23 protein-coding genes are annotated in these 20,963 nt (G+C 70.3%); 3 read left to right on the forward strand and 20 right to left on the reverse strand.

What is annotated here, in order from left to right; translation table 11 throughout:
• Positions 1-186: 186 nt before the first annotated feature.
• Both AQJ84_RS34180 and AQJ84_RS34185 read right to left on the reverse strand, forming a co-directional pair.
• Positions 187-1,512 carry a PhoH family protein gene (locus AQJ84_RS34180; protein WP_030041920.1) on the reverse strand — a complete coding sequence of 442 codons (1,326 nt, stop codon included), beginning with the start codon at positions 1,510-1,512 and terminating at the stop codon, positions 187-189.
• Positions 1,513-1,839: 327 nt separating this feature from the next.
• On the reverse strand, positions 1,840-2,613 hold the full coding sequence (locus AQJ84_RS34185) for an isoprenyl transferase (RefSeq protein WP_053192140.1): 774 nt from the start codon (positions 2,611-2,613) through the stop codon (positions 1,840-1,842).
• Between the two features lie 736 nt (positions 2,614-3,349).
• Here AQJ84_RS34185 and AQJ84_RS34190 point away from each other — a divergent pair.
• Complete coding sequence (locus tag AQJ84_RS34190) at positions 3,350-4,501, forward strand: winged helix DNA-binding domain-containing protein (RefSeq protein ID WP_030041918.1); 1,152 nt, start codon at positions 3,350-3,352, stop codon at positions 4,499-4,501.
• A 3-nt stretch (positions 4,502-4,504) separates the two neighbouring features.
• Here the strand turns inward: AQJ84_RS34190 and AQJ84_RS34195 are convergent, their stop codons facing one another.
• Both AQJ84_RS34195 and AQJ84_RS34200 read right to left on the reverse strand, forming a co-directional pair.
• Positions 4,505-5,341, reverse strand: a complete 837-nt coding sequence (locus tag AQJ84_RS34195) for a class I SAM-dependent methyltransferase (RefSeq protein WP_051870047.1) — start codon at positions 5,339-5,341, stop codon at positions 4,505-4,507.
• A 79-nt stretch (positions 5,342-5,420) separates the two neighbouring features.
• Positions 5,421-5,996, reverse strand: a complete 576-nt coding sequence (locus AQJ84_RS34200) for a dihydrofolate reductase family protein (protein WP_030041916.1) — start codon at positions 5,994-5,996, stop codon at positions 5,421-5,423.
• A gap of 103 nt (positions 5,997-6,099) precedes the next feature.
• Here AQJ84_RS34200 and AQJ84_RS34205 point away from each other — a divergent pair, with 103 nt between their 5' ends.
• Positions 6,100-6,498, forward strand: coding sequence for a DUF192 domain-containing protein (locus AQJ84_RS34205; protein ID WP_030041915.1), 399 nt, complete (start codon positions 6,100-6,102; stop codon positions 6,496-6,498).
• 15 nt (positions 6,499-6,513) lie between these two features.
• Here the strand turns inward: AQJ84_RS34205 and AQJ84_RS34210 are convergent, their stop codons facing one another.
• The 15 genes from AQJ84_RS34210 to AQJ84_RS34275 form a co-directional block, all read right to left on the reverse strand.
• Positions 6,514-7,146 carry an OmpA family protein gene (locus AQJ84_RS34210; RefSeq protein WP_030041914.1) on the reverse strand — a complete coding sequence of 211 codons (633 nt, stop codon included), beginning with the start codon at positions 7,144-7,146 and terminating at the stop codon, positions 6,514-6,516.
• A gap of 8 nt (positions 7,147-7,154) precedes the next feature.
• A complete protein-coding gene (locus AQJ84_RS34215) occupies positions 7,155-7,733 on the reverse strand; it encodes a hypothetical protein (protein ID WP_030041913.1) in 579 nt (192 codons plus the stop codon).
• A 34-nt stretch (positions 7,734-7,767) separates the two neighbouring features.
• Complete coding sequence (locus tag AQJ84_RS34220; RefSeq protein ID WP_030041912.1) at positions 7,768-8,370, reverse strand: pilus assembly protein TadG-related protein; 603 nt, start codon at positions 8,368-8,370, stop codon at positions 7,768-7,770.
• Positions 8,367-8,564: a Flp family type IVb pilin gene (locus AQJ84_RS34225; protein ID WP_030041911.1), complete on the reverse strand. Its 198-nt coding sequence runs from the start codon at positions 8,562-8,564 to the stop codon at positions 8,367-8,369. The genes AQJ84_RS34220 and AQJ84_RS34225 overlap by 4 nt, the downstream gene beginning before the upstream one ends.
• A 106-nt stretch (positions 8,565-8,670) precedes the next feature.
• The gene (locus AQJ84_RS34230; RefSeq protein ID WP_030041910.1) at positions 8,671-9,435 is read right to left on the reverse strand and encodes a response regulator transcription factor; all 765 of its coding nucleotides are present in this window, start codon (positions 9,433-9,435) and stop codon (positions 8,671-8,673) included.
• A 14-nt stretch (positions 9,436-9,449) separates the two neighbouring features.
• A complete protein-coding gene (locus AQJ84_RS34235) occupies positions 9,450-10,820 on the reverse strand; it encodes a sensor histidine kinase (RefSeq protein WP_030041909.1) in 1,371 nt (456 codons plus the stop codon).
• A gap of 17 nt (positions 10,821-10,837) precedes the next feature.
• Positions 10,838-11,725, reverse strand: a complete 888-nt coding sequence (locus tag AQJ84_RS34240; protein WP_030041908.1) for a DUF5936 domain-containing protein — start codon at positions 11,723-11,725, stop codon at positions 10,838-10,840.
• A gap of 21 nt (positions 11,726-11,746) precedes the next feature.
• A complete protein-coding gene (locus tag AQJ84_RS34245) occupies positions 11,747-12,691 on the reverse strand; it encodes a type II secretion system F family protein (RefSeq protein WP_030041907.1) in 945 nt (314 codons plus the stop codon).
• A 10-nt stretch (positions 12,692-12,701) separates the two neighbouring features.
• Positions 12,702-14,039, reverse strand: a complete 1,338-nt coding sequence (locus AQJ84_RS34250; protein ID WP_053192138.1) for a CpaF family protein — start codon at positions 14,037-14,039, stop codon at positions 12,702-12,704.
• A gap of 10 nt (positions 14,040-14,049) precedes the next feature.
• Positions 14,050-14,340: a TadE/TadG family type IV pilus assembly protein gene (locus AQJ84_RS44500; RefSeq protein ID WP_225877310.1), complete on the reverse strand. Its 291-nt coding sequence runs from the start codon at positions 14,338-14,340 to the stop codon at positions 14,050-14,052.
• Between the two features lie 20 nt (positions 14,341-14,360).
• Positions 14,361-14,522, reverse strand: coding sequence for a hypothetical protein (locus tag AQJ84_RS44505; protein WP_225889231.1), 162 nt, complete (start codon positions 14,520-14,522; stop codon positions 14,361-14,363).
• A 32-nt stretch (positions 14,523-14,554) separates the two neighbouring features.
• A complete protein-coding gene (locus tag AQJ84_RS34260; protein WP_030041905.1) occupies positions 14,555-14,932 on the reverse strand; it encodes a TadE/TadG family type IV pilus assembly protein in 378 nt (125 codons plus the stop codon).
• Positions 14,933-14,934: 2 nt separating this feature from the next.
• Entirely contained in the window at positions 14,935-16,194 is a 1,260-nt protein-coding gene (locus AQJ84_RS34265) for an AAA family ATPase (RefSeq protein WP_030041904.1), read from the reverse strand.
• Between the two features lie 9 nt (positions 16,195-16,203).
• On the reverse strand, positions 16,204-16,911 hold the full coding sequence (gene cpaB / locus AQJ84_RS34270) for a Flp pilus assembly protein CpaB (protein ID WP_030041903.1): 708 nt from the start codon (positions 16,909-16,911) through the stop codon (positions 16,204-16,206).
• Between the two features lie 109 nt (positions 16,912-17,020).
• Positions 17,021-17,842, reverse strand: a complete 822-nt coding sequence (locus tag AQJ84_RS34275) for a hypothetical protein (protein ID WP_225877309.1) — start codon at positions 17,840-17,842, stop codon at positions 17,021-17,023.
• 362 nt (positions 17,843-18,204) lie between these two features.
• On the opposite strand from AQJ84_RS34275, the gene AQJ84_RS34280 reads away from it, so the two are divergent.
• A complete protein-coding gene (locus AQJ84_RS34280; RefSeq protein WP_030041901.1) occupies positions 18,205-19,923 on the forward strand; it encodes a chitinase in 1,719 nt (572 codons plus the stop codon).
• 126 nt (positions 19,924-20,049) lie between these two features.
• Here AQJ84_RS34280 and AQJ84_RS34285 read toward each other — a convergent pair whose 3' ends face one another.
• Entirely contained in the window at positions 20,050-20,595 is a 546-nt protein-coding gene (locus tag AQJ84_RS34285; protein ID WP_225877306.1) for an LppU/SCO3897 family protein, read from the reverse strand.
• Positions 20,596-20,963: the final 368 nt, after the last annotated feature.

Raw genomic sequence — 20,963 nt, forward strand, 5'->3', positions numbered from 1 at the left:
AGGAGTGAGACTCTGCCGTAACCGGACGCCGCAAGGCAATTCCGAGTTGCGTGTGAAAGCTCACATGCCGTTTGGACCTGGGGATTTCGAGAAACCTCCACACGCGAAGGCGCCGCCCGGCTAGGCTCACTGCCTTTCCGGACGGCGCCAACTGTCGCGTAACCACCCCTGAATGGGGCGTGAGGGTCAGACCTGGCCGTCCTCCAGCATTTCGGTCACAAGGGCCGCGATCTGGGACCTCTCGGACCGGGTCAGCGTGACGTGCGCGAAGAGCGGATGCCCCTTCAGCTTCTCCACGACGGCGACGACTCCGTCATATCGACCGACCCGCAGATTGTCCCTTTGTGCGACATCGTGGGTCAGAACGACCCGCGAATTGGCGCCGATCCGGGACAGAACGGTCAGCAGTACGTTCCTTTCCAGTGACTGCGCCTCGTCCACGATCACGAACGCGTCGTGCAGGGAGCGGCCGCGGATGTGGGTGAGCGGGAGCACTTCCAGCATCCCGCGCGCGGTGACCTCCTCGATGACCTCGCGGCTGGTGACCGCGGACAGGGTGTCGAAGACCGCCTGGGCCCAGGGGCTCATCTTCTCGGCCTCGGAGCCGGGGAGATAGCCGAGCTCCTGCCCGCCGACCGCGTAGAGCGGGCGGAAGACCATCACCTTCTGGTGCTGGCGGCGTTCGAGGACGGCCTCGAGACCCGCGCACAGCGCGAGCGCCGACTTGCCGGTGCCGGCCCGGCCGCCCATGGACACGATCCCGACGTCCGGGTCGAGGAGCAGATCGAGGGCGATGCGCTGTTCGGCGCTCCTGCCCTTGATGCCGAACACCTCACGGTCGCCGCGCACCACCCGGACGTTGCCGTCGGGCGTGACCCGGCCGAGGGCCTTGCCGCGCTCCGACTGGATCATCAGGCCGGTGTGGACCGGAAGGTCGGCGGCCTCGGGCACGTAGGCACGCCCCTCCTCGAAGAGGGTGTCCACCTGTTCGCCGGACAGCGTCAGCTCGGACATGCCGGTCCAGCCGGAGGAGTCCGTGATGGCGAGTTCGGCGCGGTACTCCTCGGCGAGGAGACCGACGGACGAGGCCTTGATCCTGAGCGGGAGATCCTTCGACACGACTGTGACGTCGAACCCCTCGGCCTGCAGATTGCGGGCGACCGCGAGGATGCGGGAGTCGTTGTCCCCCAGGCGGTAGCCGCTGGGCAGCACGCTGGGGTCCGAGTGGTTGAGCTCGACACGGACGGTCCCGCCGAGATCCCCGATCGGGATGGGGGCATCGAGGCGGCCGTGCCGGACGCGGAACTCGTCGAGCAGGCGCAGTGCCTGCCGGGCGAAGTAGCCGAGTTCGGGATGGTGCCGCTTGGCCTCCAGCTCCGTCACCACGACGATGGGGAGCACTACCTCGTGCTCGTCGAAGCGGTTCAGGGCGTTCGGGTCGGCCAGCAGGACGCTGGTGTCGAGAACATAGGTGCGCCGGTCTGGCTTGTGGCGCTTTGTGCTGGTCACCACGGAAGGACGTACCCCCTCGGATGAGGTCGGGGAGCGACGGAGTGGAGCTGGACCGGTTCACGGCCGCCCTGCACGGGCCGAGAACCGGCCCTCCGCGTCGTCGTCCGCGCAGTCACCGCACGGTCGGGCTGGTGCAAAGGGCCTCCCGGGCGGGCGGCCCCGTGCCACCCGCTGAGATACGACACCCGTGGTTCGGGCGTCGACCTGCTTGGCTTATGCCCTCGAACACGCGGTGCCATGCCAGTACGGACGGCGGCGCGCTGGTGAACTCCTTGTTACTTCCGCCCCAAACGGGGTAAACGGTCGCCCCTCGACGCCCGTGGTGCCTCAGCCGCCGTAGCGGCGGTGGCGCGCCGCGTAGTCACGCAGGGCGCGCAGGAAGTCGACCTTGCGGAAGGCCGGCCAGAAAACCTCGCAGAAGTAGTACTCCGAGTGGGCCGTCTGCCAGAGCATGAATCCGGACAGTCGCTGTTCGCCGCTGGTACGGATCACCAGGTCGGGATCGGGCTGGTCGCCGGTGTAGAGGTGACGGCCGATCGTGTCGACGTCGACCGACTCGGCGAGGTCCTCCATCGAGACGCCCTTGTCGGCGGCGTCGAGGATCATCGAGCGGACCGCGTCGGCGATCTCCTGGCGACCGCCGTAGCCGATGGCGACGTTGACGAGTATTCCGTCGACCTTCTCGGTGGTCTGCTCGGCTTCCTTGATGGTGCGCTGCATTCCCTCGGGCAGCAGGTCGAGCGTGCCGACGTGGTGGACGCGCCACCGGCCGTCGGCGGCCAGGGAGCGCACGACGTCCTCGATGATGCCGAACAGCGGGACGAGTTCTTCCTGCGGCCGGTCGAAGTTGTCGGTGGAGAACAGCCAGAGGGTGACGACCTCGACGTCCGTCTCCGTGCACCAGCCGAGGAATTCCTCGATCTTGTCGGCGCCGGCCCGGTGCCCCTGCGCGGTCGTGGAACCCGCGGCCTTCGCCCAGCGCCGGTTGCCGTCCATGACGACACCGATGTGCTTGGGCACCTGGGCGTGGTCCAGGTGACCTTCCACCCGGCGTGCGTACAGCCTGACGAGCAGGCTGCGCAGCTTGTCGCGCAGGTTCACGTGATTGTCAGCCCCTCCGAACGGTGGCGGTCCCCGCGGACCGAAGGGTATCGCGGGCGTGTCCTGTGGAGTGCGGGCGGGTTCGAGCGCCCTGTGTGGGCCCCCCGTTGTTCGCACCGCTCGGGTGGGCGCGGTCCACGTCCCTCGCGGGTGACCGCGACGCCCGCTCGGTCTGAGATCGCCCCTCCACGCCCTTCACGGGTGCCCGCTGTGGGCAGAAAAAACGGGCCGGTCCGTGGGGGGGAGACGGACCGGCCCGAGGGGGGGTTTCCACCATAACCCTTCGTAAGTGATGCTGCGTGCATCGGCGTGCCACAACTACTCTCCGGAGTCGGGCGGCGACGGCCCGGTGGCCGTCCGGGGGCCTCTTCGGGGCCTGTTCATGGCCAAAACGCAGCGGATTCCCAGGCGAATCGGGCGGGATGCGAGGGGATCCGGGAGGTTCGGTGCGCTTCCCCCTCCCGGGTGACACCGGGGGCGCGTACGCCTTTGACGCGGCACCGCGCGGCCCCCTCCACCGCGCGGTACCGCCCCGCGCGGCTTTGCTCACGCGAATTACCTTGGTCCGAACTTACGTGAAGCGCCGCGTTGAAGCGAGTCACCTGCGATAACAATGTGGAAACCCCGTGGAGCCATGGATATACGGGGTGAAGCTCCGTGAATGGCCGTTTCCCCCCATCCACGACCCAAACGAACTAGGTCACGACCTGACCTCATTGCGGCCTACGGTCGATGTATGACCGTGAGAATCACGTGGGACCAGGCCAGTGCACGGCGGCTGGAACGTCAGTTCCTGGCCACTCCTGCCGAGGGGGCCACCGCGGCCTCCGAAATCGTCGGGGCCATGCTCGCCGCGCACGCGCAGGTGCTGTCCGCGGCGGAGGTGTCGATCGGGGTGCGTGGCACCGGCACGACGCGGGCGGACGTGCGCGCGGCTCTGTGGGAGGAACGCTCCCTGGTGAAGACGCACGGTCCGCGCGGGACCGTCCATCTGCTCGCCGCGCGTGAACTGCCGCTGTGGAGTACCGCGCTGACGGCCGTACCGTCCGGGGCCGGCCCGTTGCCGCCGGACGCCCGGGTCACCGAGGAGCAGGCGGCGCAGATCGTGGCGGCTGTCGGGGAGGCCCTGGACGGCGTCTGCCTCACCGTGGACGAGCTGACCGACGCGGTCGTCGCGCGTACCGGCTCCTGGGCCGGCGACCCCGTGATGCCGGCCTTCCAGGAGCTGTGGCCGCGCTGGCGGCAGGTGATGCACCGGGCCGGCCAGTCGGGGGCCCTGTGCTTCGGCCCGAACCGGGGCCGCAAGGTCACCTACACCCGTCCCCCGCACTTCGTCCCGCTGCCGCCCCAGGAGGCGACGCGCGAGCTCGTACGGCGCTACCTGCGCGCCTACGGCCCCTCGACACCGGCGTACTTCGCCAAGTGGCTCGCGGCACCGGGCGGCTGGGCCGGGGCGCTGTTCGGTGAGCTCGCGCGGGCGGGCGAGATCGAGGAGGTCGTCTTCGAGGACGCGCCGGCCTGGGTGGCGGCCGGCGACACCGCCTTCCCCGACGAACCGGTCCGGGGTGTGCGGCTGCTCCCCTATTTCGACGCGTACGGCATCGCCGTACAGCCCCGCGAACTGCTGTTCCCGGGAGCCGCGTACCGGCGGGCGCTGGCGGGCGGCCAGGCCGGGAACTACCCGGTCCTGCTCGTCGACGGCGTGGTGGCCGGCGTGTGGCACCAGCGCCGCCAGGGACGCCGTACGACCGTCACGGTGGAGCCGCTGGGGCGCCTGACGGCGCGGCAGCGACGGGAGTTGGGCGAGCAGGTGGAGCGGGTGGGCGACGTGCTTCAGGCGAAGGCGGAGTTGGTGGTCGGGCAGGTGACGACGGGGCCGCACGCGTGAGCGCTACCGCCGCGGCTTGCGGACGTCGAAGAGGTGACGGCTGCTGTACGCGACGAAGGGCCCCTCGGACTCGATCTGCTCGTGCAGCGCGCGCAGTCGGGGCTCGTAGGCCTCGACGGTGAAGCCGGGCACCATCCAGACGACCTTGCGCAGGAAGTGGACGACGGCGGCGATGTCGTGGAACTCCATGCGCAGGCGCTCGGCGCGCAGGTCGACGACCTCCAGGCCGGCGGCCTCGGCGGCGGCACGTTCGCGGTCGGGGTGGCGGCCGGAACTGATGTCCGGCCCCTGGGGGCCGAGGAAGTACTCGACGAGCTCGAAGACGCTGCGCGGGCCCACGTGCTGGGCGAAGTAGGTACCGCCGGGCTCCAGTACGCGGGCGATCTCCGGCCAGTTGGGGCTGACCGGGTGGCGGCTCACCACGAGGTCGAAGGTGGCGTCCGCGAACGGCAGCGGCGCGTCCTGTGGCGAGGCGACGACGGCGACGCCGCGCGGGCGGAGCAGGGCGGTGGCCTTGGCGACGTTCGGCGGCCAGCCTTCCGTCGCGACGGTGAGCGCGGGGGCCTTCGGAGCGGCGCCCAGGGCGAAGTCCAGGACCTCCCCACCGCCGGTCTGGAGGTCGAGCGCGGCGGTCGCCACGGCCAGCCGGTCTGCCTTCGAGCGCGCGTAGCCCCAGGAGGGGCGCGCCTCGGTGGCCCGTCCCTCGAACCAGGAGAAGTCCCAGCCCTCGGTGGGGACGGCGGCGCCCTCGGCGACGAGGTCCTCGAACCCATGCCTCTCGGGCGGCGTCGCGCGGTGCTCCGTCGTGCCGTGCCCTGTCGTGCCGTTCCGCTCAGCCATGGGGTGATCGTCGCAGGGCGCCGCCGGCGGGCGCCTCTGATTTTTCGTGCGGGCGGCCCGCGACCGGAAAGGCCAACGGTCACCGGTCGGCGGCGCGGTCCCGCTCGTGGCACAGGAACACGACGCCGTTGCCGAAGGTGCGGGACCCGGTGAGCCTGAGGTCCGCCGGGGAACCGGACGTCGGGAAGAGGGGGCGGCCGGCGCCGAGGAGGACGGGATGGACGTAGAGGCGGAACTCGTCGACGAGGTCGTGCCGGAGGAAGGCCGCGGTCAGGTCGGCACCGCTGAGCCCGAGGTCACCGCCCGGCTGTGCCTTGAGGGCCCTGACCTCCTCGGGTACGACGTCCCGCACGATCGTGGTGTTCCATCCGGCGTCCTCCAGCGTCCGCGAGTACACCACCTTGGGGATGTCCCGCCAGATGGTGGCGAACTCGGTGGTGACGGCGCTCGCCTCGGGGTCGCTGTCGGCGGTGGGCCAGAACCCGGCCATCAGCTCGTAGGTCACGCGGCCGTGCAGGAGGCCGCCCATCGCCGCGACCATGTCGTTGGCGTGCCGGTGCACTTCGTCGTCCACCCGGTGCCAGCCGATGTCGTGGCCCGGGCCCTCGAAGTAACCGTCCAGGGACACGGACATCATCAGGACGATCTTCCGCACGGCGACCCCGCCTCGTCAGTCGTGGCATTTGTGACAGTTCGCGACCACGGTAGCCGCCGTTTCGCGTATGAAGGGGGAGGCACAGAGGGAGGGTGATCCGGGCATGGGGCGTGGACGTTGGCGCGACGGGCGGGGGCAGCTGGTCGTTCTCGGGGAGCGGGACCCGGTCCGCGTCCCACTGGAGATCGCCGCCTCCTACCGGGCCCGGACCCGAGGGCTGTTGGGCCGGGACGCGGTGACCGGTGCGCTGCTGCTCACCCCTGCCAACAGCGTGCACACGTTCCGGATGCGCATGCCGATCGACGTGGCGTACCTGGACCGGAGCCACAAGGTCGTCGCCGTACGCACCATGCGGCCCGGGCGACTGGGGCTGCCGCGGGTGCGGGCCCGTCATGTGCTGGAGGCGGAGGCCGGGGCGATGGCGGGGTGGGGGCTGCGGGTGGGAGTGAGGGTCGAGGTGGAGACGGAGGCCGAGGCGGAGCCGGGTGGTGTCCTCGGGTGACCCATCGCCCCAGGCTCAGCCCTCCGTCCGCGGGAAGGACACCTCCACCCGCCGGTTCTTCTTGCGGCCGGACTCTGAGGCGTTCGAGGAGATCGGGTACTGCTCGCCGTAACCGCGCACCTCGAAGGTGAGGTTCGGGTCGTTCATCTCCTGGTCGAGGACCTCCTGTACGGCGTTGGCGCGCTGCTTGGACAGGACGTCGCCGTGGGCGGAGGAACCGAGGTTGTCCGTGAAGCCGAAGACGCGGATCTTCGTGGCGTTCTGCGCCTTGATCTCCTCCGCGATCGCGAAGATGCGTGCCTTGGCCTCCGCGCTCAGTTTGGCGCTGTCCTTGCCGAACAGCACCTCCGCCTGCAACGCGAACTTCACGTCCGCGTTGGTGTCCTCCCGGCGTTCGTCGCCGCTCTGCTCCTCGACGACCTGCTTGATGTCCAGCACCTTCGCCTCGGCGAGGGTCGCGCCCTCGGGGAGCTTGAGGTCCGGGTCGTTGGCGTCGACGTTGACGGGAGCGGCGGCGGTGGCCTCGGTGCCCGGGGGCACGCTGGGACTGTCGTCGGCGCGAGCGGTCGCCGCCGCGAAGAGGTTCGTGGCGATGAGGACGGAGGCGGCGGTGAGGGTGAGGGTGAGGCGGGGGGCCGTGGGGTTCATGGTGGGCCTCACCCAGAGATCTTGATGCTGGCGGAGGCGAATGTAGGCAGTTGGAAGGTGACTTCGGCCGTGTTCGTCGGTGGCGCGGGGAATTGCATGAAAACTGGGATGGACGCACCGGCGTCGATCCTCGGCATGCCCGTGGTCGTCAGAGGGCGGCCATCCGTGTCCCGCAGCACGTAGTAGCGCTTCTTCGTCGCGGAGTCCACCAGGGTCGCTCCGCCCAAAGAGGCTCCGTGCCTGATGATCTCGGTCTCGTCGCCCGCCGTCCGCACGGAAACCCGCGTCGCCTCGTCGCCATCGTTCTTCAGCTCACCGCTGACCGTGACGAATCCTCCCGAGTCCCTCTGCGCGGCGGCGATCTGGAGGATCAAGCCGTCTTCGCCCTTGAGTTCAGCCAGAAGTTCATCGCTTCCCTCCTGAGTGCTCGGGTTGGACCCGCCGTTCTGTGAAGCGGACGCCGACGCCGTCGGCTTCTTGTCGTCGTCACCTCCTCCGCCGCAGCCGGCCACGCCGACGGCCAGCCCGACCGCAACGGTCGCCGCGACCATCCCCCTACGGGCCCTGGCAGTGCACCGAATGCTCATCTCTCCGCTTCCTTCATCACTCGTCGTTCGCTCGTCAGTCGGCCAGATGGACGTCGAAGAGGTCCGGGGGTTCCGGCAGTGTGGTGAGGTCCTCCGGATCCAGCTTCCAGATTCGGTCGTCCTCGCACGTGAGCTCAGGCAGTACGTCGTCCCCGGCATCATCCCCGGGGGGCTCGAACGTGCACAGCGATTCGATCACTGCGGTGGCCGAGGCCTTCGAGTGGCGTTCCTCCGTGCCTGGCACGATGGAGTCGCCGACGGACTTGTTGGTCGTCACCTCGACCGTGTATTCCAAAGGCGTCGGCCAACCGCAGGCATTCACACCGGCATCGTTCTGGGCGGCAAGCGCGTTGGCACGTCCGCAGGAGTTGACGAGTCCCGGCACTTCGCCCTCGAAGATGTCCCACCACTTCGTGGGATCGCTGACGTCCTGAACCCACTTGGCCGCTAGTTGGTCCCGGGTGTCCAGGGCCGCCGCCAATGCAGCCGCGTCAGCGGCTGTCTGGGCGCCGTTCCGGTTCGCCGCGGCCTGGCCGACCGCGAGGTACGCGAACGCGAGAAGGAGCAGACCCGCCACCACCGTGATGTAGATGGGGAAAGCCTGCCCTGCGTCGCCGCGCTCAGATGGTCGGTTCAAGCACCGACGACTTCGTCGACCTTGTCCACGATCGCGTCGTAGATCGTCTGCCCGATGTCCGTCCCCGTGATCGCCAGCACGATCGCCACCACCACCGCGATGATCCCCAGGTACTCCACCGCGGTCTGTCCCCGGTCGTCCCGGGCGGCGCGAGTCCGAAGGTACGTGATGGTCGTGTTGATCCAGTTGCTCATGGTGTTCCCCTCCGACGGCGGCCGACCGGCAAGCGATGGGCCCAACGTAAGCGGAGACACCCCGTCCTGCCGAGGGCCCGTGGGCCCAATTCCGGGTCGCCACAGGTCACCCCAGCCCTCGGTACGAACTCGGCGCCGTGCCGAGCCACTTCGCGGCGGCCTGGGAGCGGCTCGTGCTGTGGAGTTTGGCGAAGATGCGGTTGATGTGGTTCTTGACCGTCTTCTCGCTGATGAAGCAGGCGGCGGCGATCTGCTGGTTGTTCATCCCCGACGCGATGAGGTCCATGATCTCCGCCTCCCTCGTACTCAGCCGGAACCGCAACCTCGACGACTGTCCCACATATGGTTGCAGTTGCGAAAGCCGTTTGGAGGAAATACGGGGAGACGGGATGCCCCGTAACACGAAATCGCCAGGTGGCATGCCTAGTTGGGCATTCAGCTGCGGAAGCTGCGCTTCCGGATTTTCGTATGCAGTCGCATTTTCTCCCGCCGCTGCCGCCCACACCGCGGTGACCAGTTGGTTCACCGTGAACTCGCCGTGGACCAGGTATCCGCCGGCGCCCCGGCGGCGGGCCTCCTCGACGATCTCCGGCTCCGCGCTGTACGTCAGCATCAGGACGGGGGCGATCTCCACCAGGTGTGGGAGGGCCGAGAGGCCGTCCATGCCGGGCATGCGGACGTCCAGGAGGACCACGTCCGGGCGGTGGTCGCGGGCCGCCGCGCAGGCCTCGTGGCCGTCGGCCGCCTCCGCGACGACCGTGATGTCCGGGCGGCCGGAGAGCAGGGCGGTGAGGCCTGCCCGTACCACGGGGTTGTCGTCCGCCACGACGATACGGAGCGGGGTGCGGCGTGACGGTTGTCGGTCCGGCATCTGTCGGCCTCCTCTCAGGGGGTGGTGGGTGGGGTGAGGGTGACGGCTGCCAGGGGGAGTTCCACGAGGATCTCCGTGCCGCGCGGATGGCCGCCTCGGCCGATGTCGATGCGGGCGCCGACGGAGGTCGCGCGCTCGACCATGCCGACCAGACCGAAGTGGCCCGACCGGCGCAGGTGTTCGAGGGTGGTGTCCGGGGGCAGGCCGCGTCCGTCGTCGTGGACGCTGATGCGCAGGAGGTCGCCGTCGACCCCGGCGCGTACGTCGACGTGCGTCGCGGCCGCGTGACGGTGGGCGTTCTCCATGGCCTCCGTGGCGATGGTGAGGAGTTGGCGGGCCACGGCGGGCGGGAGCAGAGGCGGTGGTCCGGCGTCCGTGCCGGTCCGGTGGTACGTGGCCGGGAGGGCCGTACGGGCCGTGAAGTCCGCGGTGCGGGCGGCCAGTTCGGTGAGTACGTCCGTGGCGTGGGCCGGGTCGGACTCACGGCGCAGGTCGGCGAGGAGTTCGCGGGACTCGGCGGCGGCGCGACGGGCGGCGCGGGAGACGAGGTCGGCCTGCTGCCTGACCCGGGCCGGGTCCATGTCCGCGGACCCCGCCAAGTGGGCCAGACCGTCCGCCGCGAGGGCCACGCCGTGCAGGGTCTTGGCCACGGAGTCGTGCATCTCCCGGGCCAGCCGTGCACGTTCGGCGCCGACCGCCTCGGTGACGGCGAGGCGCGCCTTGACCGCGGCCAGCGCCTGGGTCGCCGTACCGAAGCGGAGCATGAGGTTGCGCAGGGTGGAGCCCCACGCGCCGGTGATGACGCAGATCCCGGGGAGCAGGAGCCGCTCGGCCGGGCCGATGTGCGAGCCGCCCTCCAGGGTCGCGTGGACCAGCAGCAGGATCAGGGACTGGGCCGAGGCGAAGACGGCCGCGCCACGCCAGCCGTAGAGGATGCCGGCCAGGAGCGGGGTGCAGACGCTGACGTAGGCGAGGGTGGTGTCGGGGCCGGCGGAGACCAGGAGCAGCGAGGCGAGGAGGGTGTCCGCGGCGAGGAGGGTGGGGTGGCGCAGGAGGAGGGGACCGAAGCGCTCCCAGTCGCGGAAGAGGACGTACGACGTCATGAAGGTGACGACCACGGCGGCGCCGACCAGGCGGACGCCGAGGCCGGGGCCGGCGTTGAGGAGGGCGGCGGGGGCGGCCAGGGCGATCATGGCGAGGCGGAAGCCGAAGACCTGGCGGCACATCGCCTGGAGGGCGTTGACCTGGACGTCGATCGCGGGTGCGGGTGGGGTCGGGTGTGTGCTGCCCCCCGTACCCTCCGCGACGCCCTCGTCGTCGGGTGCGGGTCGCCCATGTGAGGGCCGAGCGCCGTCGGCGTCCGCCCGTCCACGTCCCGTCACCATGACCATCACCCGCCCCCCTACTCCCCCGTGATGGAGCCGAAGTCCGTCCCCGAGCCCAGCAGCAGTCCCGCGCCGAGCAGGATCATCGTGGCCGGGACCATGAACGTCGTGATCATCATCGTGGCCTTGGGGACGGCGCGGGCGGCCTTGCGGCGGGCGTTCTGGGCGTCGGTGCGGCGCATGTCCTTGGCGAGGGCGACGAGGGTGTCGACGATGGGTGCGCCGAGTTCCTCGCCCTGCTGCAACGCCGTCACGAACATGGCCACCTGCTCGGAGTCGTTCCTCCGGCGCAGTTCCGCGAAGGCCTGGCGGCGGCTCATGCCGAGGTCCATCTGGCGCAGGGTGATGCGCAGTTCGTCGGCCCAGGGACCCTCGTACTTCGACGCCACCCGATCGAGTGCCTGACGGAAGCCCAGTCCCGCGCTCACCACCACGGCCAGCACGTCGAGGAAGTCCGGCAGGGTCCGCTCGATGACGTCCTTGCGGATCCGGATCGCCGACCAGATGCCGACCTCCGTCCAGAACGCGCCGAAGGCCAGCAGCAACAGGGCCACCAGCAGGTCGCCGCGGAGCAGGAACACCAGGAAGCCCAGGCCGCCGAGGAAGCCGTAGACCGCCCTGCGGGCCGCGTAGCGGTCGATGGTCAGGCCGCCGGGGTTGCCCGCGAGGTCGATCTTGCGGCGGTACCTGGCGACCTGCTTGGGGCCCATCAGCCGCAGGACCGCGGGGGCGTAGCGCATGCCCATGCGGTCGATCAGCGAGTCCACCGCGCCGGTGCGGGTGGCGCCGACCTCCAGGGCCAGCACCAGGTCACCGGGCAGCTTCGCGTCGGCCCGGTACATGCGGATGCCGGCGAAGACGCCCCACACGGCGAGGCCCATCAGCAGCGCGAGCAAGAGTGCCATCCGTCCGTCCTCCTCAGCCGCTCAGACGTCGATGCGGGACAGGCGGCGGATGAGGACGAAGCCCACCGCGTACAGGCCGAACGCGATGATCACCGCCGCCTGGCCGACCGGTGAGCCCGTCATGCGGTCCAGCGCGCCGTCCTTCACGCCGTTCATCAGGAACAGGGAGCCGACGCCCAGGACCGGGACCGCGTACGACGTCATGCTCACCTGGGAGAGCTGGGTGCGGACCTCGCGCCGGGTCTCCTTGCGCTCCTCCAGCGTCTCCGTCAGGTTCCGCAGGGCGCTGACGACCTGACCTCCGGCCCGGTTGGAGAGGACCAGGGTCGTCACCAGGACTACCAGCTCACGCGAGGGCAGCCGCTCCGCCATCTCGCCCAGCGCGTCGTCCATCGTCGCGCCGACCGCCAACTGGTTGGCGACCTTGGCGAGTTCCTCGCCCGCCGGTGCCTCCAGCTCCTCCGCCGCCATCCCGACCGCGGTGCGCAGGGCGAGGCCGGCGTGGGTCGCGTTGGCCAGGATGCGCGCGAGTTCGGGGAGTTGGTTGATGAACCTCTCGATGCGTTTCTGCCGCTGCCAGTTGAGGAACTGCACGGCCGCCCAGATCCCCAGCAGGCCGGCGATCGGGCCGAAGAAGGGGGCCAGGGTGGCCTGGCCGACCAGCCACAGGCCGGCGACCGTGGCGAGCATCGCGGCGAAGAACTCGCCGGGGGTAATGTCCAGGCCGGTCGCCGCCAGGCGGAGTTCGAGTTTGCGGCCGAGGCTGGTGCCGCGCAGCCGGCGGTCCAGGTGGCGGAAGCGGCGTCGGCGGCCGGTGAACGGTATCTGGCCGGCGGCGGAGAGACGCTCGACGAGTGCGGCGCGCTGCGCCCTGCCCTTGGCGTAGGTGTGGACGCCGACGACGGCCAGGACACAGGTCAGCAGCGCGACACCGGTGGTGAGCGTGACGAGGGTCTGGAGATCCATGGGGGTGGTCCTACCTGGCTTCTCGGATGGCTAGCTGGTCTGCGGACTGGGCCACGCCGAAGGCCTGGGGCGTGGGCTGGCTCGCCATGTAGAGGCGGTCGACGGCGCGGCGCGGCAGCGGGTGGTACTCGAAGCGGCCGTAGATCCGGCCGTCGGGCGCCATCGGCTGGGCGTTGAAGCGGGCGACCGTGGCGATCCGGTACGGCTCGCTGCCGTGGCTGTCGAGCAGGGCGATCTCGGTGATGCGGCGGGCGCCGTCGGCGAACCGGGTCAGCTGGATGATCACGTCGATCGCGCTGTTGATCTGGTCGTGCAGCGCCTCGAAGGGGATCTCGACCTCGGACATCGACGCCAGGGTCTTGAGTCGCATCAGCGCGTCCTCCGCGCTGTTGGCGTGCACGGTGGCGAGGGAGCCGTCGTGGCCGGTGGACATCGCCTGGAGCATGTCGAGGGACTCGCCGCCGCGGACCTCACCGACCACGATGCGGTCGGGGCGCATCCGCAGCGAGTTGCGGACCAGGTCGCGGATGGTGACCCGGCCCTGGCCCTCCACGTTCGGCGGACGCGACTCCAGCCGCACCACGTGCCGCTGCTGGAGCTGGAGTTCGGCCGAGTCCTCGATGGTGATGATGCGGTCGCCCTCGGGGATCAGACCCGACAGCGCGTTCAGGAGGGTCGTCTTCCCGGTGCCCGTTGCGCCCGACACGATGATGTTGAAGCGTGCCTGCACCAGCCCGGCCAGCAGGTACAGCATGTGCTCGTCCAACGAGCCGAAGCCGGCCAGTTCCTGGAGTGTGAAGGAGCGCGGGAAGCGGCGGATGGTGAGGGTGGCGCCGGTGAGGGAGAGCGGCGGGATGATCACGTTCACGCGCTCGCCGGAGGGCAGCCGGGCGTCCACCATCGGGTTGGACTCGTCCACCCGCCGGTTGACCGTCGAGACGATCCGCTCGATGGTCTGCATCAGCTGGTCGTGGGAGGGGAAGCGCAACGGCAACTGCTCGACCCGGCCGCCCCGTTCGACGAAGATCGCGTCCGGGCCGTTCACCATGATCTCCGTGATCGAGGCGTCCTCGAGGAGTGGTTCCAGGATGCCCAGGCCGAGCGCCTCGTCGACCACCCTGCGGATCAGCTGGGAGCGCTCCACCGTCGACAGGACCGGTCCCTCGCGGCTGATGATGTGCCCGAGCACCCGCTCGAGCCGTGCCCGGCGCTCGGCCGCCGCCAGCGAACTCATCTCCGCGAGGTCGATCTCCTCCAGCAGCTTGGCCCGGTAGGAGGAGACCAGGTGGCCGTCCTCGCCCCGGCTGCCGTTCTCCTCGGGGGTGTTGATGCGTGACCGCAGGCTCATGGGTGCTTCCTCAGTGGTCTAGCGGCATGGTGGCGGTCTTCTGGGCGGTGCCGAAGTCCCAGCCGGGGACGATGGACGGGATGTCGACGGTGGCGGTGACGGTGACCTCTTCGGCGCCCTCGGCCGCGGAACACCCGACGGACAGCCAGTCGCTGATCGCGTTGACGCAGCCGTCCTGCGCGCTCTCCTGGAGCGAGGCGGCCCGCGCCCCCGACCGGGCCGCCGTACCGGCCTGTTGGGCGGTGTACGCGATCAGCCCGATCTGGATGCCCGCCATCGCGACGAGGATCAGGACAGGGATGAACCCGAGGTATTCGAGGGCTACTTGTCCGCGGTCACGGCGATCTCGGCGGCCGCGGTGGTCACGGCCGTCACGGCATTCACGGCCGTCATGGCCGTCGCGGCGGTCACGGCCGTCATGGCCGTCGCGGCGGTCACGGCCGTCGCGGCGGTCACGGCCGTCATGGCCGTCGCGGCGGTCACGGCCGTCGCGTCCTTTACCGTCGTACGCCATCTCAGTCCTTCACCTCCTCCACGGCACCGGCGTGGCCCTTCACGTCGAAGGGGAAGCCGATCGAGCCCGGGAAGAGGACGGGAACGTGGAGCGTGACGGTGGCTTTGACGTAGCCGCCCTCGGTCCCGCACTCCACCTCACCGCTCCACGCGTCCGGTAGCTTGTCCAGGCCCGCCTGCTGACACGCCCCCTGCCGCTGGCCCGGGGGCACCGCCGTCCCCGCCCGTACCGCCTCGTCCGCAGCATTCCCCGCGAGCGTGTACGTGTATCCCAGCAGCACGCACTGCCACATCAGCACCAGCGTCAGGATGATCAGCGGGGTCATGCCGAGGAACTCGATGGTGACCTGTCCGTCGTCCCTCCGCCCAGGCAGGCGCATTGCTACCTCCCGAGCTCTCGTCGGCGGCGGAACCCGATCGCCGACCGGTCGCCGCCCTTGAGTTTTCCGGCGCGGTGGCCGGGTCCCTCGGACCCCTTGAGCAGCCCCAGTTCGGCGGCCAGGCCCCACAGTGCCTGTCGCACCGTGCTGCGGCCGTCGAGGTCGTGGACGCGGCCGGCGTCCACCGCGCCCTGGAGTTCCTTGAAGTTGGCGGGGATCACGGTGCCGGCGACGGCGGTGCCGGTGATCTTCTGGATGAGCGGGGGCTGGATCTCCGTACCGCGGCTGTGGCGGTTGACGACGACCGTGGTCTCCTCGGCCTTGCGGATCTGCAGCCGGTCCCACATGCGTACGGTCCGCTTGGCACCCCGGACGGCGACCACGTCCGGCGTGGTGACCAGCAACGCGGTGTCGGCCATCTCCACGGCGGCCGCGCCGGCGCCGCCGATCTGGGCGCCGCAGTCGACGACGACCACCTCGTAGCGGGAGCGCAGGGCGCTGACGATCTGGCGGGCGGCGCGGTCGGTGACCTCCTCGCCGCGTTCGCCCTCGCCGGGGGCGAGCAGCAGGGCGACGCCGGTGTCGTGGGGGAAGACGGCGTCGGCCAGGACCCGGGGCGAGATGTCGGTGATGGCGGCCAGGTCGACGACCGAGCGGCGGAACTGGACGTCCAGGAACGAGGCGATGTCCCCGGCCTGGAGGTCCAGGTCGAGCAGCGCGGTGCTGCGGCCGGAGGCCTGGGCGGCGAGGGCGAGCTGGATGGACGTGAGGGTGGCGCCCACGCCGCCCTTGGCACCGCTGACGGTGACGACGGTCCCGCCGACGCCGGTGAACACGTCGCCGCCGGCGCCGAGGTGACGCCGTACGCCCACCGACCACTGGGCGACCGCCTGGACGCGGACCGCCAGCTCCTCGTACCCGAGCGGGAGGGCGACCAGGCCGCGGGCGCCGTAGTCCATGGCGGCCTGGAAGAGGCCGGGGCTGGCGTCGGAGGTGACGAGGATGACGCCCACGGCCGGGAAGCGGAGCGCGACTTCCCGGATGAGCTCCAGGGCCGGTACAGGGCCGATCCGCTCGTGCACCACCACGACCTCGGGCAGTTCGTCGATCGACTCGGCGGCGAGGCGGGCGAGGGTGTCGATGAGCTGCGTGGAGTCCACCACCGGGGGCACCGGCTCGGCGTCGGGGAGCTGGCTGAGGAGGGTGGTGATGGACCGGGCCGCGTCCGCGTCGCCGACAGCCGGGAGGATCCTCGTGGGCATGGCGGCCTCTCACTTGTCCTTGGCGAGTTCGTAGGTGCGGTCCTGCTCCGGGACGGTGGTGTCGGTGCCGGGCGCCACCAGGGCGAGACGGACCTCCTCGGCGAACGACTCCGCGTACGTGACGCGCTGGGCGTCGACGGTGGAGAGCGCGAAGGTGATCGGGACGGCTTCGGTGTCCTGCCGGGTGTTGTCGTCCTCGTCGGGCCTGAGGGCGGTCAGCTTGCCGACGTCGAGGACCCGGGCGTTGGTCACGATGATCTTGGACTGGGCGGGGTCGCCCTCCCGCTGGCCCTCGAAGGTGGCGTAGACGTTGACCGTCGCGCCCGGCGTGATCTTTCCCGCGACGCCGGTCGCCGCGTCGATCATGATGGCGACCTCCTGCTGCCCCGGCCGCAGGGCGGGCTGGTCGACGATCATGTCGCTCTGCAGGAGGGAGCCCTGCCGGAGGGTGGTCACGGCGATCTTGCCGCGGATGTCCTTGAGGTCGGTGACGGCGTTGTCCGACAGCCACCGCTCCGGCATCTCGATCTTCTCGAACTGGGCTGCGCCGAGGCTGGTGTAGGGCGCCACGTCCGACTTCACCCGGTACGCCGCGACCTCGGGGCCGACCTTGGACTTCACGTCGTTGATGACGGACAGCACGCCGGCGAACGCGCCGAGGGCGCACAGGACCGACAGGAGCAGGAGTATCACGCCGCGGCGCTGACGGGAGTTCATGAACCGTGCAACCTCATTGGGGGTTCGGTCGAGCGGAGTCGGTGGGAGCGGACGGCCCGGTCGGGGTTCGGTCCGGCGCGGTCGCCGGGAGGGAGCACCCCTCGCGGGCTCATCCGGCGGGCAGTTGGTTCTCGTGGACGGATGACACGGACGGCGCGGTGGCGGAGCAGAAGACGCAGCGGTCGCCGATCACGTCGATGCCGCACCAGTGACACCTGTTCTGCCGCACCGAGGTGACCAGTTGGTAGAGCACCGAGAGGTCGGGCAGGAAGGTGCAGAACTCGATCAGCCTGCCGGTCCCCCACCACCGCGCCGACTCGGCGGGCAGTGGACACTCACGCAGACCCCGCACGCTCCACGCCTTGGCCAGCGTGCCGGTGACCCAGTCGCTCTGGAGCTGCCCTCGGGCGACCAGCAGGGAGGTCGCGAACTCCGGGCCTTCGAGGGTGGCACCGGGCCCGATCCGCACCAGCTGCGGCTGCGGGTGCGCGAGCACGCCGAACTGGCTGCCCGGCACCCAGGACTTGGCGTGCGACTTCAGGTTCACGGGGACGCGGTCGAGCTTGGCCACCGAGCCGAGGAGGGCTCCGGCGTGGACGTAGTGGGTGAGCAGCCGGCCGGCCGAGGCGAGCACTCCCGGGCTGAGGTCGCAGGAGGCGAGCTGTCTCAGCTGGCGGGCCAGGACCGCCAGCCCGAGCGGGGGCAGGTCGGGAGAGAACAGGGCGATCCTGTCGCTCTCCAGCAGGGACCGTACAGTGTGCAGTCGCCGCCGGGTGGCCTGCGCGACGCCCTGCGAGCACACGACGATCACGTGTCCGTGCTGGTCGGTCAGCGCCTGCAGGGCGGCGAGCGACCGGTCGAGCGGCTCACGGTCGAGGTCCGGCAGAACCACGGCGGGCATGGTCCGTTCGTCCTGCGACGGCAGCGCCATGTCGGCACTGGTCACGGCGATGGCAGTTGGCACAGCAGCTCCCCGATTCCCATGCCCGACGGCCCGCCCGGCCCTACCCCGGCGCACCCAGTCGACTTCACTGCGTGACTTCCTGAGCACTGTATCCACGCCCCTGTGACCGGAGAACAGCGTTTCTGTGACTTCCTGCTGCCCTAGGGAGTGCAAAAGGGGGCTATTTCAGTCCAGATGGGGTGCATGTGCCACGAGATCATCCACCACGCGGGCGAGTTGGGACCGCCTTGGACTCACCCCCTTGACAGGCGTATTGGTCTGGACCAACTTGTACGTGCAGCGGTGGCCACCGTCGTCCTCGTCGTCCCTCTCCCCCACCGGAGGCCCCAGTGGACCGCGCACCAGGCATACCCAGACGTTCCCGATCCCGATCCCGTTCCCGGCTGTTGCTGCCGGGCGCCCTCGCCGCCGCGCTCGCCCTGGGGATGACGGCTGCGTCCCCAGCATCCGCCGCGGACGTCAACAACGCGAGGAACGCCGGCTTCGAGTCGGCACTCACCCACTGGACCTGTTCCGCGAGCAGCGGTACGACCGTCTCCTCCCCGGTCCACGGCGGCTCGGCCGCGCTGAAGGCGACGCCGGCCGGGCAGGACAACGCACGGTGCACCCAGGCGGTCGCCGTGAAGCCGAACTCGACGTACACGCTGAGCGCTTGGGTGCGGGGCGGGTACGCGTATCTGGGCGCGACGGGCACGGGCACGACGGACGTGTCGACCTGGACGCCGGACTCCTCGTCCTGGAAGCAGCTGACGACGTCCTTCACGACGGGTGCGTCGACCACCTCGGTGACGGTGTACACGCACGGGTGGTACGGGCAGGCGGCGTACTTCGCGGACGACGTGTCGGTGTTCGGTCCCGACGGGGGCGGGGGCGGCGACCCGGATCCGGTGGTCCCGGGTGTGCCCGCCGGGGTGTCGGTGACCGGCACTTCCACGTCGTCGGTGTCACTCGCATGGAGCCCCGTCTCGGGCGCGACGGGCTACAACATCTACCGCGACGGCACGAAGGTCACGGCGGTGACGGGAACATCGGCGACGGTGACGGGGCTGGCGGCCTCCACCTCGTACTCCTTCCAGGTCACGGCGACGAACGCGGCGGGCGAGTCCGTGAGGTCGACGGCCGTGACGGGGACGACGTCCGCGACGGGCGGAGGCGGGGGTTCCGTCCCGAAGCACGCGGTGACCGGGTACTGGCAGAACTTCGACAACGGAGCGACGGTCCAGAAGCTCGCGGCTGTCCAGTCCCAGTACGACATCATCGCCGTGGCCTTCGCCGACGCGACGGCCACTCCCGGCGCGGTGACCTTCAACCTGGACTCCGCGGGCCTGGGCGGCTACACGGTCGACCAGTTCAAGGCGGACGTGAAGGCCAAGCAGGCCGCCGGGAAGAAGGTCATCATCTCGATCGGCGGCGAGAAGGGGACCGTGTCGGTCAACGACTCCGCCTCGGCGACGAACTTCGCGAACTCGGTGTACGGGCTGATGCAGACGTACGGCTTCGACGGCGTCGACATCGACCTGGAGAACGGACTCAACGCGACGTACATGACGCAGGCGCTGCGGTCCCTGTCGGCGAAGGCGGGCCCCTCGATGGTCCTCACGATGGCTCCGCAGACCATCGACATGCAGTCGACCTCGAACTCCTACTTCCGGACCGCCCTGAACGTGAAGGACATCCTCACGGTCGTCAACATGCAGTACTACAACAGCGGTTCCATGCTGGGCTGCGACGGCAAGGTGTACAGCCAGGGCTCGGTCGACTTCCTGACCGCCCTGGCCTGCATCCAACTGGAGGGCGGCCTGTCCCCGTCCCAGGTGGGCCTGGGCCTCCCCGCTTCGCCGAGCGGGGCGGGCAGCGGCTACGTGTCGCCCTCGGTGGTGAACAACGCGCTGGACTGCCTGACGAAGGGCACGGGGTGCGGGTCCTTCAAGCCGGCTCGGACGTATCCGGAGCTGCGAGGGGCGATGACGTGGTCGACGAACTGGGATGCGGCTGCGGGGAACGCCTGGTCCAACGCTGTTGGGCCGCATGTGCACGGGTTGCCGTAGAAGGGGCGCCTCGCACTGGAAATACGTGACGAACAGCCCCTGCCCACGGTGACGTGGGTGGGGGTGTTCACGTCTACGCTCCGTGCGAGTTCGGGCTTCTGTGCGTGGGCCGGAAGCCGGACTCGCTCACCGCCCCACAGGATGCAGACACAGCGTCGTCGCACCGTCCGCGCTGTACTCCAGGTCTGCGAGGTAGTCCCCCGTCGCGCACCCTTCCGCCCCCGGTTCCGTCACCTCGAACTCCGCGTCGGGCGAACCGCAGGGCTCCTGCCGCAGATCCTGCGCGCTCCACGAACCGTCGTTGCGCGCACACGACCCGACCGTGAGCTTCTGCGGCGCCTCGTCTCCGACGAACAACCCGATGACGAGCAGCACCGGTATCGCCAGCAGCGCACATGCCACCGCGGCCAGCGGCACCGCGGCGACGAGACCGGCCGGTCGTCGCATCACCGGCTTACCGGGGTCGAGGGGCGGCCGCCAGCCCCAGGTGGTGGGCTCGGGCAGGCCGCGCAGGGCGGATCGCGCGCTGAGGTTCACCAGCAGGACGAAGGGCGTGATGAACACCGACAGCAGGCCCCACCAGCCCTGCAGCATGGTGTCCGCCTGCATCTCGCGGAAGAGGGCCGTACCGCAGGGACGACAGAACGCTCCCCGCCGACGCAGGGTGCGCATGATCACGATCATGCCCTGATGCCCACGGATGGTGACGGTCGCGGCGGGTGCGGCTCCGCACACCTCGCACGCGGGCCCGAACCCGGGCCCGGGCCCACCGGCCACGGCTCCCGCAGGCGCCGGCCCGGCGTACGCCTGGGAGTGCGGCGGCGTCGAGTGCGTGTACGCCGGGTGCGGGCCTGGAGGTTGCTGTTGATACGGCCACGGAGGCTGCTGTTGGTAAGGGGGTGTGGGCGGCGGTGTGTTCACGAAGTCTCCGTCGACGATCAATCGGCCGCTGGCACCTTACCGACACGCCGAACTGCCCCTCCCGACACCTGCGTCCAGCCAACACCCCCGTACCCACTGGTCGACAACCGGCCATCCTG

The organism is Streptomyces resistomycificus (assembly GCF_001514265.1).
Taxonomy (GTDB): Bacteria; Actinomycetota; Actinomycetes; order Streptomycetales; family Streptomycetaceae; genus Streptomyces; species Streptomyces resistomycificus.